General features: G+C 47.8%; 13 protein-coding genes and 1 tRNA gene. 8 read left to right on the plus strand and 6 right to left on the minus strand.

All coding sequences use genetic code 11. From position 1 onward, the window contains the following. Positions 1-272: 272 nt before the first annotated feature. From OCU49_RS01800 to OCU49_RS01830, 7 genes are all read left to right on the plus strand, one after another. Complete coding sequence (locus tag OCU49_RS01800) at positions 273-1,184, plus strand: metal ABC transporter solute-binding protein, Zn/Mn family (RefSeq protein ID WP_261843321.1); 912 nt, start codon at positions 273-275, stop codon at positions 1,182-1,184. Further along, positions 1,181-1,975 carry a metal ABC transporter ATP-binding protein gene (locus tag OCU49_RS01805; protein WP_261843322.1) on the plus strand — a complete coding sequence of 265 codons (795 nt, stop codon included), beginning with the start codon at positions 1,181-1,183 and terminating at the stop codon, positions 1,973-1,975. Before OCU49_RS01800 ends, OCU49_RS01805 begins: the two co-directional genes overlap by 4 nt. A 15-nt stretch (positions 1,976-1,990) precedes the next feature. After that, the gene (locus tag OCU49_RS01810; RefSeq protein ID WP_261843323.1) at positions 1,991-3,310 is read left to right on the plus strand and encodes a metal ABC transporter permease; all 1,320 of its coding nucleotides are present in this window, start codon (positions 1,991-1,993) and stop codon (positions 3,308-3,310) included. After that, positions 3,307-4,197 carry a metal ABC transporter permease gene (locus OCU49_RS01815; protein ID WP_261843324.1) on the plus strand — a complete coding sequence of 297 codons (891 nt, stop codon included), beginning with the start codon at positions 3,307-3,309 and terminating at the stop codon, positions 4,195-4,197. Before OCU49_RS01810 ends, OCU49_RS01815 begins: the two co-directional genes overlap by 4 nt. A gap of 276 nt (positions 4,198-4,473) precedes the next feature. Further along, a complete protein-coding gene (locus OCU49_RS01820; RefSeq protein WP_261843325.1) occupies positions 4,474-5,556 on the plus strand; it encodes an amidohydrolase family protein in 1,083 nt (360 codons plus the stop codon). A 9-nt stretch (positions 5,557-5,565) separates the two neighbouring features. Beyond that, positions 5,566-5,922, plus strand: coding sequence for a Rieske (2Fe-2S) protein (locus tag OCU49_RS01825; RefSeq protein ID WP_261843326.1), 357 nt, complete (start codon positions 5,566-5,568; stop codon positions 5,920-5,922). A gap of 78 nt (positions 5,923-6,000) precedes the next feature. Further along, on the plus strand, positions 6,001-7,077 hold the full coding sequence (locus OCU49_RS01830) for an FAD-binding oxidoreductase (RefSeq protein WP_261843327.1): 1,077 nt from the start codon (positions 6,001-6,003) through the stop codon (positions 7,075-7,077). A gap of 321 nt (positions 7,078-7,398) precedes the next feature. Here OCU49_RS01830 and OCU49_RS01835 read toward each other — a convergent pair. From OCU49_RS01835 to OCU49_RS01850, 4 genes are all read right to left on the minus strand, one after another. Continuing rightward, a tRNA-Phe gene (locus tag OCU49_RS01835) sits at positions 7,399-7,474 on the minus strand. Positions 7,475-7,613: 139 nt separating this feature from the next. Continuing rightward, positions 7,614-7,805 (minus strand): hypothetical protein, encoded by a 192-nt coding sequence (locus OCU49_RS01840; protein ID WP_261843328.1) that lies wholly within the window; start codon positions 7,803-7,805, stop codon positions 7,614-7,616. A gap of 146 nt (positions 7,806-7,951) precedes the next feature. Then, positions 7,952-9,331, minus strand: coding sequence for an ATP-dependent RNA helicase DbpA (gene dbpA, locus OCU49_RS01845; RefSeq protein WP_261843329.1), 1,380 nt, complete (start codon positions 9,329-9,331; stop codon positions 7,952-7,954). A gap of 154 nt (positions 9,332-9,485) precedes the next feature. After that, a complete protein-coding gene (locus OCU49_RS01850) occupies positions 9,486-11,663 on the minus strand; it encodes a malate synthase G (protein ID WP_261843330.1) in 2,178 nt (725 codons plus the stop codon). A gap of 506 nt (positions 11,664-12,169) precedes the next feature. On the opposite strand from OCU49_RS01850, the gene OCU49_RS01855 reads away from it, so the two are divergent. Beyond that, positions 12,170-12,505 carry a 4a-hydroxytetrahydrobiopterin dehydratase gene (locus OCU49_RS01855; protein ID WP_261843331.1) on the plus strand — a complete coding sequence of 112 codons (336 nt, stop codon included), beginning with the start codon at positions 12,170-12,172 and terminating at the stop codon, positions 12,503-12,505. A gap of 4 nt (positions 12,506-12,509) precedes the next feature. On the opposite strand, the gene OCU49_RS01860 is transcribed toward OCU49_RS01855, so the two are convergent. Beyond that, positions 12,510-13,061 carry a GNAT family N-acetyltransferase gene (locus OCU49_RS01860; protein WP_261843332.1) on the minus strand — a complete coding sequence of 184 codons (552 nt, stop codon included), beginning with the start codon at positions 13,059-13,061 and terminating at the stop codon, positions 12,510-12,512. After that, the gene (locus tag OCU49_RS01865) at positions 13,058-13,432 is read right to left on the minus strand and encodes a DCC1-like thiol-disulfide oxidoreductase family protein (RefSeq protein ID WP_261843333.1); all 375 of its coding nucleotides are present in this window, start codon (positions 13,430-13,432) and stop codon (positions 13,058-13,060) included. The genes OCU49_RS01860 and OCU49_RS01865 overlap by 4 nt, the downstream gene beginning before the upstream one ends. Between the last annotated feature and the right edge of the window lie 2 nt (positions 13,433-13,434).

Below are 13,434 nucleotides of genomic sequence, written 5' to 3' on the forward strand. Positions count from 1 at the left end.
ATATTTAGGCAATCGAAATTTTTTGTTGATGATTTGATGGCGGTGTTAAGCAAGGATTGCTGGGCTAGGTAATTTTTACCTTTAAAATCAATGAAAAACAGATGTGGCCAGCTGCAGCGACCAGTATGAAAATGATTTTTAAGGCTAGGTATAAAATTATTCAATCAAATAAGGAGATTAATACAATATAAATAATTCGTTTTTTTTATATAAGTCTCCGCTTTATAGTTTTGGCCATTGATAAATAAAAACAATAATGACAAGGCCACACTATGCGCGTATTCATTCGGGAAAAATTGCTACGGGTGATTTTTCTGTCTCTGTTTACCAGCCTGGCGTTTGCTCAGGAAAAGCTCAATGTAGTGACTACCACCGGAATGATTGCTGATCTGGTCGCTAATATCGGTGGTGAGCATGTGCGTATTAGCTCGCTGATGGGCAGCGGTGTTGATCCGCACTTGTATAAAGCAACGCAGGGTGATGTCAGTAAATTACTCAATGCTGATCTGATTATTTATAACGGCCTGCATCTGGAAGGCAAGATGCAGGATATTTTCACTAAGCTTTCCCGGCAAAAAGCTGTGTATGCGTTGGCGGATGGGATCGACCGGAATGGTTTGCTGGAGTCGGCGGATTATGTGGATCTGCCTGATCCTCATATCTGGTTTGATGTGCAGCTATGGCGTGAGGCTGCTGAGTATGTGGCTGGTATTCTAAGCCAGCAATTACCTCAGCATCAGGCTGTAATTGCGGCGAATCATAAAGCTTACAGCCAGCAATTGGTGGAGTTAGATGACTGGGTACGTGACAGTGTTTTTAGAATACCGCCTTCTCAGCGGGTACTGGTCACTGCTCACGATGCCTTCGGATATTTCGCCCGCGCTTATGATGTGGAGGTAAAAGCGTTACAGGGGGTTAATACGGCAAGTGAGTTTGGCCTTCATGATCTGAAAAAGATCCGTGAAGTGATCATTACCCGGCAGATAAAAGCTGTATTTATTGAATCCAGCGTACCGCGTAAGTTTATTCAGTCCTTACAGGAAGGGTTACTGGCAAAAGGCTATCCCATTGTCATTGGTGGCGAGCTTTTTTCTGATGCTATGGGGCCCGCAGGCACAGAAGAAGGCACTTATGTTGGAATGGTAAAACATAATGTTAATACCATTGTGGAGGCTTTGTTATGAGTCGTGCCAAGCTGACGCCGTTACAAACCGGCCGCAAAAAGAATGCTCTGCAGGTAACGGATCTTTCAATTCACTATCAGCAAAAGCCGGTGTTGTCTGATACCAGCTTTGTCATTCCTGAAGGTAAGTCTGTGGCTATTATTGGTCCTAATGGTGCGGGCAAATCAACGTTGCTAAAAGGCATGCTGAATCTTATTCCCAAGACATCCGGAAAGGTGAGTTTTTTTGGTGATCAGCTAAAAAATAAACGTCTGGCAGTCGCTTATGTACCACAGCGGGAAGAGATTGACTGGGATTTTCCTATTAACGTTTTCGATGTAGTGCTGATGGGGCGGTATGGCAAGTTGTCGCTGTTCAGCCGTCCCCGGGCTGAAGATAAGGCCATTGCTATGCAGGCACTGCAGCAAGTCGGCATGCAGGAGTTTTCCCAGCGTCAGATCAGTGAGTTGTCCGGAGGCCAGCAGCAGCGGGTGTTTCTTGCCAGAGCGCTGGCGCAGCATGCCAGTATTTATCTGCTGGATGAACCTTTTGCAGGGGTCGATATTGCCACAGAGAAAGCCATCATTGCTTTGTTCAGAGAGCTGCAGACGGCAGGTAAAACTGTTATTTGCGTGCATCACGACCTGAATACAGTACCGGATTATTTTGACTGGGCGCTAATGATCAACGCGCGATTAGTTGCCGCTGGTCCTACTGCTGAAGTGTTTACTCCGGAAAACCTGGATAAAACGTATAACGGTCGCCTGTCACTGTTAACCGAAGTTACCGAACGTTTGCATAAAGCGGGTTAACCTGGAGACACGACTATGCTGGAGCCCTTTCTGGAATTCTGGAGCCTTTCTGATCCAAATGTTGTCTGGGTACTCAGCGGTGCAGTATTGCTTGGCTCCAGCACTGGAGTAATTGGCAGTTTTCTGTTTTTCCGTAAGCATTCATTGATTGGTGATGCACTTGCACATGCTGCATTGCCGGGGGTTATGAGTGCCTTTATTTTATTTCAGAGCCGTGATCCGCTGGTGATTCTGGGGGGCGCAGTTGTCAGTAGTTTCATCGGTTTCTTTTTCATTGATTACATGAATAAGCACACCAAAATTAAAGAAGACTCGGCGCTGGCGATCGTGCTTTCGCTGTTTTTTGCGATTGGTATTTTCGAACTGACTTATATTCAGAAGTTGGATATTGCGGCTAAAAGCGGTCTCGACAAAATCCTTTTTGGCCAGGCTGCGGCACTGGTTCGGGCAGACGTCATTGTGCTTGGTATTGCAGGGTTACTGTCCTTGGCGATTGTAGTGTTGTTTTACGATAAGTTGCGGCTGATAACGCTTGATCGGCAATTTGCCCGGGCCATTGGGATGAATGTGCTGTTTTATGATCTGCTACTGACGTTTGCGGTGGTGCTGTCAGTGGTAATTGGATTGCAGATTTTTGGTGTTGTGCTGATGGCTGCTGCATTGTTATTTCCGGTGGCGGCCGGGCGCTACTGGAGTGACAGCCTGCCGTGGATTCTGGCTTTGTGTGGCATTATCGGCGCTACATCCGGCGCTGTGAGTGCAAATATATCTTATCTGGCGCCGCAAATGCCTACAGGGCCATGGATGGTGATTATCCTGTCACTGATCTTTCTTCTTTCTTTATGTTTCGCGCCTCATCGCGGCGTTATTAGCCGTTATCTGAAAAACCGGCGGCGTAACCAGCGTATTAACGATGAAAACTTATTACGCAGCTTTTATGTGATAGGTGAGCGACGTAATGATTTTGTGCGGGCGATTGCACCGGAGCAAATTCTTAGTGTCCGCAATATGAGCGGCTGGATACTTCATGAGTCGATCAGGCGCATGCAACGTAAGCGGATGATTGAACACGATAACTTTCATTACAGACTGACAACCAAAGGCCTGCGAGAAGCCGAAAAAATTACCCGTTACCATCGACTCTGGGAGCTCTACTTAACGCGCCAGGCCAATGTTGCACCAAATATGGTGCATGACAGCGCGGAAGATGTAGAGCATTTACTGACGCCTGAGCTGGAGCAGCGTATTAGTCAGGAGCTGGGTAATCCGCAAAATGATCCGCATGGCCGGACGATTCCTAATCACCAACTGGTAGCCGGAGAGCAAAGCCGATGACCCATGAATTATGGATTTTTCTCATTGCCAGTCTGATGGCGACTAGCTGTGCGCTGGTAGGGTCGTTAATGGTGTTACGTAGAATGGCGATGATTGGCGATGCCCTGAGTCATACTGTTTTGTTGGGTTTGGTACTTGCCTTTATGCTGACCGGTGAACGCTCTCTTACGGTCATGTTTGTCGGTGCGACTGTGGTGGGGTTAGTGACGGTGTTTCTAACTGACTTGCTGAACCGAATGGGTAAGCTGCAGAAAGATGCCTGCATTGGTATAGTTTTTACTTTTCTGTTTGCGTTAGCGATCATTCTTATTTCTGCGTACACCGGTGAAATAGATATTGATCAGGAGCACCTTCTTTATGGCGAGATCGCTTTCGCACCTTTTGATACATTTGAGTGGCAGGGGCAGGATGTAGGCCCGCGGGCTTTTTGGTCGCTACTGTTTGTGACTGTGGCGAATCTGCTGTTTATCGTTATCGGCTATCGGCATCTGCAAACAGTTGCCTTTAATGCGAGCCTGGCTACCGCGTTAGGGATGAGTGTTAATCTGATTCACTATGCACTGACAACAATGGTGTCGCTCACGACAGTCGCTTCCTTTGAAGCGGTGGGTGCTATTTTAGTGGTGGCTATGCTGGTTATACCGGCTAATACCGCTTATCTGTTTTGTCGTTCAATACAGGGGATGCTCATTTGGTCGGTTATTTTTGCTATTGCTGCGTCGATTAGCGGCTATTACCTGGCGGTATGGGCCGATGCTTCAATTTCGGCGGCAATTGCGATGATGTCTGGTTTTATATTTATTCTGATATTAATAACGGTCGGTCCTGAATCTGTTATCCAGAAAATAAAATTTCGCTTTGGTTTAAATAGAATGAATCTCTCATAGCGATACAGTGTTTCTTATATTAATCAGAAATATAAAAACTACTCGTTTAATTTATACGAGGGTTTTCGCACGTCAAAAATAAAATAAATTCTCAATAAAAGTATTTAAAATCAATATCTTATGTTTTGTTGCTGTTCTCGGTATTGGTTTTGGTATTGTTTGTTTTTAATCTTGTTTTGCTGTTAATAAGATAGAAATAATTCGTTTTTTTAATCGATTAAAAAAACCTAAGATCGCCTTGTTAAATAAAACAACAATAATGACAGGAGATTAAAAATGATCATCGATGTCGATTGCCACAACTATTGGAGCAGTGCTGAAGTACTGTTGCCATATATGGATAAACATCACCGTGATTACTTTGTTCGCGGTGAACAGCCAGGCCCTCGCGGGGCTTTTCCTCACGGTCATCGTCCGTGGTTACATCCGGAAGGCTTTAAGCGTGCAGATATCAATCCAATGAAGGAAGAAGATAACTACACAATTATGAAGGCCAAGCATCTTGATCATTATAAGATCGATTACGCGGTGCTGACCGGCGATGAAGCGATAGAAGCCTCTACTTTGGCTAACCCGCATTATGCGTCAGCACTGGTACGTGCTTACAACGATTACCAGGTTGAAGAGTGGTTGCCACGTGATGAGCGTTTTGTCGGTTCTATCGTCATCGCGCCGCAGGATCCACACATGGCCGCGGCAGAAATTCGTCGCCTTGGCCATCATCCTCGCATGGTTCAGGTGCTGGCTTCTCATGGTGCGACTCGCCCATACGGCGATCCGTTCTACCATCCGATATATGAAGCTTGTGCTGAAGTTGGTTTGCCGTTTGCCATTCATTTGGGTGGCCAGGGGGGGATTAACTCCAACCCGATTGGTGCAGGTCCTACGACGTATTTCTGGGAAACACACGCTATTTTGCCGCAAAGCGCGATGACCCACATGGCAAGCATGATTGCTCAGGGTGTATTCGAAAAGTGGCCAAGCCTGTACTTCGTTATCATCGAATGTGGTGTTGCCTGGGTGCCAAGCGTGTTGTGGCGTCTTGATGCAAACTACAAGGCATTGCGTAAGGAAACACCGTGGCTGAAACGTTTGCCCAGCGAATATTTTAAGGATCACATCCGCTTCACGACTCAGCCGCTGGAGCGTCCGGATAACCTGGAACACTTATGGTCGGTGCTGGAAGCAATGGACGGAGAAAACACACTGATGTTTGCTTCAGATTATCCGCACTGGGATTACGATGACATCAACAATCTGCATATCCCACCGGCCTGGAGGGAAAAAATTCTTGGCGGTAATGCCATGCAGGTTTACCAGCGATTGCAGGCTCTGGAAGCCAGTAAAAAAGCAGCTTAAGGAGTCATCATGTCTGATAACAAACATCTGGTTTGTAAAACCAACGAAGTATCTCCGGGCAATCAGAAGATTGTTCAGGTAGGCCGAATGAGCATTGGTATTTTTAATATCGATGACGGATACCATGCCATGCTCAACGTTTGCCCTCACCAGGGAGCTGCATTGTGTGAAGGTCCTGTTTGCGGTACTTCAGCGCAGACGGATAAAGCAGAATTTATCTACTGCAAAGACGAAGCACTGGTTCGTTGCGCCTGGCATGGCTGGGAATTCGACATTAAATCTGGCGAGTTTCTGGTTGATCCGAACATCAAGGCAAAGACTTTTCCGGTCAGCGTTGATGGCGACGATATTTATGTCCACATGTAATTAAACAGCCGGACCAGACCCGATATGGACCCGGCACATGCCGGGTTCATATTTTATTTTGATTAAACAGGTGCTCTGATGAATATGACACTGCTTGTGGATAACCTGCCAACCTGGCAAACCGATGAGAAAGCGGCTCGCTGTATACGCGTGGTTAATGAAACCTGGGATGTAAAAACCTTTTGGTTCAGTCTGGCGGATGATCAGCCATTACATTTTAAACCGGGCCAGTTTCTCAGCTTTACCTTTAATATTAAGGGTGAAAATGTCAGTCGTTGTTACTCCATTGCTTCTTCACCAGCACAGCCGTATCAGTTTGGCGTGACGGTGAAGCGGGTACCCGGAGGGCTGGTATCTAACTGGCTACACGATAATCTGTTCAGTGGCAGTGAAACCCGTGTATTACCGGCTACGGGGCACTTTAACTGTATTGATTATAAAGCAGATAAGTATCTGTTACTGTCCGGTGGCAGTGGCATCACCCCGGGTATGTCTATGGTTCGCTGGATACAGGACACTGGCGAGCAGGCCGATGTACATTTTGTTCACAGTGCCCGTAGCCCTGAAGATATTATTTTCTACAATGAATTGCTGGAAATTGATGCGCAGCGAAGTAATTTTCAGCTGTCCGTATTGTGTGAAGAAAAATCTCCCGGCCGTGGCTGGAGTGGCTATCGTGGCCGCCTGAATGCTGCGTTGCTGGAAAACATATGTCCGGATTATAAAGATCGTACCGTCATGTGCTGTGGGCCAGCTCCTTATATGAATGCCGTTAGGCAGATGTTGGAAAGCCTGCAATTTCCGATGCAAAACTATGTAGAAGAGTCTTTTGGTTCACCGCCTGCGGCGTCGCCGGAAATTGCTGAACCGGCGGAACACGACAATGTAAAACTGGCAACTGAAATTAGCTTTAGTAACAGTAATAAGACTGCAGACAGTACGTCGGCAATCAGTGTGCTGGAAGCTGCTCAGGCAAGCGGTGTCTGGATTCAGGCGGCCTGTCGCTCCGGTATCTGCGGTAGCTGTAAAGTATTGAAAACAAGTGGCGATGTCAGCATGGATAATCCTATGGCGCTTTCAGACAGCGATAGGGATGCTGGCTATATTCTTGCTTGCTGTGCGTATCCGGAATCTGATCTCACTATTGAGGCCTGATAGCCGTTTATTCTTCATGCTTTGCCCTTTCACCCAATGGAGCTATTCACCCTCCGCGACCATTTCATAGCGGAAGCTCCAGAGGGTTTTTTCAGAGTTCGAGTTAGATAGGCTTTCGCGTACAGTCTTAATCCGAATTGGTTTTATCTGAACAGATATTAGGGATGAAGAACGGTTTGTAGATCAGCGCATTTGAGAGAAGCGTCAGTGCCTTTAGGTCTGATGCTGCACAAGAGGGATCTTCGACATAAGGAATTTCAGGCATAAAAAATCCCAGTTCTCTTGGTGACAAGAAATACTGGGATTCTTTAAGAAATTCGTTGGTGCCCGGACGCGGAATCGAACCACGGACACGAGGATTTTCAATCCTCTGCTCTACCGACTGAGCTATCCGGGCAACGGCGCACATTAAACACTTGTCGCTTTAAAAAAGCAACAAAATTATCGTCTTAACAGGCTTTATTTCTGGATGTTCGGGTGTGATTACAGCAGGGAAGGAGCAGCCGGTGAAAGGTATTCACCGGCTTAGTTAATCCTTAGTGCAGTGCTAAGGCATCGTATTTTTTCTGAATTGCCAGCAGGGCCGGTTGGGCTTCAAGTGGCGCGTATTCAATGGCTTGTTCAAACAGTTCTTTGTTGGCTTCAGACAGGCGTTCTTCCTCTGTCATGACAGAGAGTTTTTGCATTGCTTCAATAAATTTTGGATGTTGTTGCTTCGCCGGTTTCATAGGATGCCTCCTTTAATTTCGAGCTGTAAAGTTCCGACAGCGTGAGTTGCGTACGTCGGAAAATTTCATGCTGTCGTTCTCAGTATACATGTAGAAATGCTACAGATGCATTACTGAATGTTTCAGTTAAGTCACGGTTTTGGGGATCAGAGCATTCTGACCTTGAACCGACGGCCTTTTATTTTACCTTCGATCAGGCGGCTATGCGCTTTACGGGCTTCGCTACGTTTAACGGCTACATAGGTGTTGTAATCGGTCACGTCGATCTTGCCAACGTCGCTGCCAGGGATGCCTGCATCACCCGTAAGGGCTCCAAGAATGTCTCCCGGGCGGATTTTATCTCTACGGCCTGCCAGAATTGCCAGAGTACGCATGCTGGGCTGAGGCGCTTCTGCGTGAACAACTTCCAATTCAGGAATGCTGAAGCAAACAGGCGCTTTGTTCTGGTATTCACTGATAGCATCTAACTTATACAGTTCAGATGGTTTATAGAGGCTGACGGCAGTACCCTGCTTATCGGCTCTGCCGGTCCGGCCAATACGGTGAACATAAATTTCCGGATCACGTGGCAGGTCATAGTTGATAACCAGTTCCAGGTCGCTGATGTCGAGACCGCGTGCGGCAACGTCGGTAGCAATCAGAATGGTGCAGCTACGGTTAGCAAACTGAACCAGTACCTGATCCCGTTCACGCTGATCCAAGTCACCATGTAATGCTTTGGCAAAGTAGCCAAGGTTTCTCAGGTATTCTTCAATGTCGCTGCACTGAGCTTTGGTATTACAAAACAGTACAATCGAGCTTGCCGGGTGGCGGGCTAGCAGCTTGGTCAGGCCAGACGGTTTATCAACGCCGTCAAGGCAATAGAAAAGTTCTTCAATTTTGCCCTGATCGTGAACCGCATCGACGCTGATCTCAACAGGATCGCGTTGCAGATTTTTACTGAGCTTAAGTATGTTGTCAGGGTATGTTGCTGAAAACAGCAGAGTCTGGCGCTTAGATGGCGTGTAATCAGCCACTTTGTTGATCTGTTCGTTGAAGCCCATATCCAGCATGCGGTCAGCTTCATCCAGAACCAGTGTGTGGCAACGTTCCAGATTCAGGGTGCCTTTGCGCAGGTGATCCTGAATACGACCTGGGGTGCCAACGACAATGTGAGCACCGTGAGCCAGAGAGCCTATCTGCGGGCCGATTGGCTGGCCACCGCAAAGGGTCACAACTTTCAGGTTTGACTGAAAGCGTGCCAGACGACGTAGCTCTTTAGCCACCTGTGAGCTGAGCTCACGGGTTGGGCAGAGTATCAGTGCCTGAGTGCCGAAATCCCGTTGTTTGATACGTAGTAGCAGACCAATGGCAAATGCCGCTGTCTTGCCGCTGCCGGTTTTTGCTTTGGCGATCAGGTCCTTGCCGTCCAGTGCATGCGGCAGGCTTTGCGCCTGAATAGGCGTCATGGTTTTGTAGCCAAGGTCAGCCAGGTTATCCAGCATAGATTGGGGCAGCTTCAGGGAGCTGAACAGATTATCGGTCACAGGTTTTGAATCTCAGAATCAGGGTGCTGTCTGCACCGGGGATATAATTCGGGGATTATAGCGGAAATTCGTGACAATAGGGGGTTAAACAGGAGGCTTAAACGAAAACATCCCGCCGGGGCGGGATGTTGAGATACTGCGGTAAACCTACCGATTAAGCCGGGTTCTTGGCTTTAAATTCCAAACGGCGACGGTGCAGTACAGGTTCGGTGTAACCACTTGGCTGAGTGCAGCCTTCCAGTACCAGCTCCAGAGCTGCCTGGAAAGCAACACTGGCGTCAAAGTCTGCAGCCATTGGACGATAGAGCGGATCGCTATCATTCTGTACATCAACCACTACTGCCATTCGCTTTAGCGTTTCGATAACCTGTTCTTCACTGCAAATGCCGTGATGTAACCAGTTAGTCATATGCTGTGCAGAAATCCGCAGAGTTGCACGGTCTTCCATCAGGCCAACGTTATTGATGTCCTGAACTTTTGAACAACCAATGCCGTGTTCAACCCAACGTACCATATAGCCCAGCAGACCTTGTGCATTGTTATCCAGCTCCTGCTGAACTTCTTCTGCACTCCAGTTTGGATTCTGCGCAACAGGAATGTCCAGAATGTCATCAACATTGGCACGTGGACGGCTCATCAGTTCGTTCTGACGGGCAAATACATCTACCTTGTGGTAGTGCAGTGCGTGCAGCGTTGCAGCTGTTGGCGAAGGCACCCATGCGGTGTTAGCACCGGACATTGGGTGGCCAATCTTAGTTGCCAGCATGTTCGACATCTGGTCTGGGATTGGCCACATACCTTTGCCGATCTGAGCGCGGCCCTGCAGACCACAGCCAAGACCGTTATCAACGTTCCAGTCTTCGTAAGCGTGAATCCACTTAGTGCCTTTCATATCCGCTTTGCGGATCATCGGGCCTGCTTCCATAGATGTATGGATTTCGTCACCGGTGCGGTCGAGGAAGCCTGTATTAATGAATACCACGCGGTCTTTGGCAGCGCGGATACATTCTTTCAGGTTAACGGTTGTACGGCGTTCTTCATCCATGATGCCCATTTTCAGGGTCAGTGGCTTAAGATTCAGCGCGTCTTCTATGCGGGCAAACAGTTCATTAGCAAAGGCTACTTCTTCCGGGCCGTGCATCTTCGGTTTAACGATGTACATAGAGCCTGTCGTGGTGTTTCGACGCTCGCTGTTGCCGTTGATATCGTGGCTTGAAATCAGGCTGGTCACGATACCATCCAGAATGCCTTCAGGAATTTCGTTGCCGTCTTTATCGATAATCGCTTCATTGGTCATCAGGTGGCCAACGTTACGTACGAACATCAGACTACGGCCTTTCAGAGTAACATCGCTACCATCAATACCGCTGAAAGTACGGTCTGGGTTCATGCTACGGGTAAAGGTTTTACCGTTTTTGCTGACTTCTTCGGTCAGGTTACCCTGCATCAGACCTAACCAGTTGCTGTAGGCAACTACTTTGTCTTCGCCATCAACTGCAGCAACAGAGTCTTCGCAATCCATAATGGTCGAAAGTGCTGACTCCAGAACCAGGTCACAAACACCGGCAGGATCTTGCTGGCCAATCTGGCTACTAGGGTCAATCTTGATTTCGATGTGCATACCGTTGTTAACCAACAGAATGCTGTCTGGAGAGGTTGCTTCACCCAGGTAGCCGACTAACTGGCTGTTATCCTGTAATTCAGCGTTGCCATCAGTCAGGGTAACGGCCAGTTTGCCGTCCTGAATGCTGTAACCTTGTGAGTCTTTGTGACTGGCGTCACCAGAAAGTGGCGCGGCCTGGTCGAGAAGTTCGCGGGCGTAAGTAATAACGCGTGCGCCACGTACCGGATTGTATTCTTTGCCTGGCTCCGCACCGCCTTTGTGACTGATAGCATCTGTACCATATAAAGCGTCGTACAGGCTGCCCCAGCGCGCATTGGCTGCGTTTATTGCGAAACGCGCGTTCATGATAGGCACTACAAGCTGTGGGCCTGCCATGGTAGCCATTTCAGGATCGACGTTTGAAGTAGTTGCGGAGAAGTCTTCGCCTTCAGGTAACAGGTAACCGATTTCCTGCAGGAAAGCTTTGTAAGCAGCAAAGTCGAAACCGTTATCACGGTTAGCTTTGTGCCACGTGTCGATTTGCGCCTGAATAGTTTCACGCTTAGCCAGTAACTCACGGTTACGTGGTGCCAGATCATGAACGATGGCATCCAGTTTTGACCAGAATTGATCCTGGCTGACTTCAGTGCCCGGAAGTGCGCGTTCGTTAATGAAATCGTACAGAACTTTAGCGACGTCTAGATCGCCAACCTTAACCCTTTGAGTCATTTGGATGTGCCCCATTGTATGTGTGCCGGTTCCGGTGAGAGGCGGCCGGGTCCGTCGTTATCATTTTTTATTTCAGTGCCTGACGTCGCTGTGCTGGGCGACATAAATGTCTGGTACTGGCGGAGTCATTGTATGTGGCCGGATAGTGCTATTACCGGCATATGATTCCGCTATGTTGCAAGTGCGTAAAGATACAGGAAACAAAGCTTACTGTCCTTACCCGCGATGCTAAGGTATGAGAAAAGTTTCCTATTGTAAAACGTTGTTTCTGATAAGAGTTGCTAAGTCCTTATATTCTGGGGAATTCAAGCGTTTTCATATTATGAAACTGTGCGTTTAGGGAAGGTTGTTAAACATTTTCATAACAGTTTTCCGGTAAAGGGGTGCAGGTACTTGCAGAGGTGTTGATTTGCCTCTTGTATCAATGACTTGCCTAATCAGGGCTATACTTAGGCAGAGAGAATTGTTTTCTACTCCTTGCTGACTAAACATTCGAGGGGAATAAGGTGACGCAAATAACGCTTGAAGGGCATTGTGAGCCTTGTAGCGCAGCCACTGAAGCGTTAACCGCTAAGGCTGCCAACCGTTTGTTAGACGAAGTCTTGCCTGAGTGGCAACTTGATCTGGCAGGGGTGAGTATTTATCGGAATTATCGTTTTAAAAACTATCATCAGACGATGGCCTTTGTGAACGCGGTGGCCTTTATTGCACACCGTGAAGGGCATCATCCTGATCTTGAGGTCGGCTATAACCATTGCCTGGTACGTTACAGCACGCATAGTGTCGGTGGGCTATCAAACAACGACTTTGTATGCGCTAAGCTGGTCGACGGCTTGCTTTGAGTGCTCAGGCCTGAAGTGATTTTTGCATAGACAGGTTGACGAGTGTCTGACCGTGGCGGTGAATACGGTTTTGTTGACCAGGAATAAAGCCACGCCGCCGAAAAAATGTTTCCGCAGACATAGATGCGTCTACTTTAAGAAACTTCGTTTTCTGCTTTTGTGCATGTGCTTCCAGGTGCGTGTATAACTGGCCGGCGATTCCCCGTCCCTGATAATCAGGATGTGTGTAAGTGCAGTCAATATATGCGTAGCTGTTGGCTTGTGGTTCTGGGAAGGCTGATTTATCTGTATCAGTTTTATCAAGCGGCAGGTACTCCATAAAGGCGACAATCTTGCCGTCTTTGACTGCGATGAAAGTCTGTTGCTGATCCGCTGCAAGCATGCGAGCCTTCCAAAAAGCGTAGTCTGGTGGGGTAGGTGCCCAGGCTTCCTGTTGTTCGGGGCTATAAAGTTCCGTATCAATAGAATGCACAGCGGCGTGAAACAGGTCAGCCAGTTGGTGGCTGTCATCCGGGGTAGCCAGTGTGATATGCAGATCATCCAGTGAGTTATTCATCCCTGTATCCTTTTACGTCGCAGAAGTAATAGCAGTAATTTGCGGCCTGAGCGCATCAGCGGATAGCTGAGTCTGGCTCTTAATGGTGAACGAAATAGCCAATGATTGAGGCGGTTGAATATACCTGACTGGCTGCCGAGCAGTGCGAGCATATGTAAAGCCTGTGCGCCGGTATATTGTTGCTCATCCAGCCTTAATACCATTTCGTTATCAATATTTATACCTTGCTGCTGCAGTGATCGCAGCAGCTCAGGGTGCTCACGGGCGTTAATAAGCTCCAGTTGACCGACATCTTCACGAATGCGCAGCAAGTGTGTGTAATGCTCACAGGCGGGGCAGGAACGGTCATAAATTAGCTGAATCAGTGCCATGC

The sequence above is a fragment of the Aliamphritea ceti genome (genome assembly GCF_024347215.1).
In the GTDB taxonomy this organism is placed as follows: domain Bacteria; phylum Pseudomonadota; class Gammaproteobacteria; order Pseudomonadales; family Balneatricaceae; genus Amphritea; species Amphritea ceti.

Coding starts and splice junctions, on each gene's coding strand:
- OCU49_RS01820 (WP_261843325.1), top strand. CDS start 4,474: ATGATCATCGATGTCGATTGCCACAACTATTGGAGCAGTGCTGAAGTA.
- OCU49_RS01800 (WP_261843321.1), top strand. CDS start 273: ATGCGCGTATTCATTCGGGAAAAATTGCTACGGGTGATTTTTCTGTCT.
- OCU49_RS01865 (WP_261843333.1), bottom strand. CDS start 13,432: ATGGCACTGATTCAGCTAATTTATGACCGTTCCTGCCCCGCCTGTGAG.
- OCU49_RS01815 (WP_261843324.1), top strand. CDS start 3,307: ATGACCCATGAATTATGGATTTTTCTCATTGCCAGTCTGATGGCGACT.
- OCU49_RS01860 (WP_261843332.1), bottom strand. CDS start 13,061: ATGAATAACTCACTGGATGATCTGCATATCACACTGGCTACCCCGGAT.
- OCU49_RS01805 (WP_261843322.1), top strand. CDS start 1,181: ATGAGTCGTGCCAAGCTGACGCCGTTACAAACCGGCCGCAAAAAGAAT.
- OCU49_RS01825 (WP_261843326.1), top strand. CDS start 5,566: ATGTCTGATAACAAACATCTGGTTTGTAAAACCAACGAAGTATCTCCG.
- OCU49_RS01850 (WP_261843330.1), bottom strand. CDS start 11,663: ATGACTCAAAGGGTTAAGGTTGGCGATCTAGACGTCGCTAAAGTTCTG.
- OCU49_RS01830 (WP_261843327.1), top strand. CDS start 6,001: ATGAATATGACACTGCTTGTGGATAACCTGCCAACCTGGCAAACCGAT.
- OCU49_RS01810 (WP_261843323.1), top strand. CDS start 1,991: ATGCTGGAGCCCTTTCTGGAATTCTGGAGCCTTTCTGATCCAAATGTT.
- OCU49_RS01840 (WP_261843328.1), bottom strand. CDS start 7,805: ATGAAACCGGCGAAGCAACAACATCCAAAATTTATTGAAGCAATGCAA.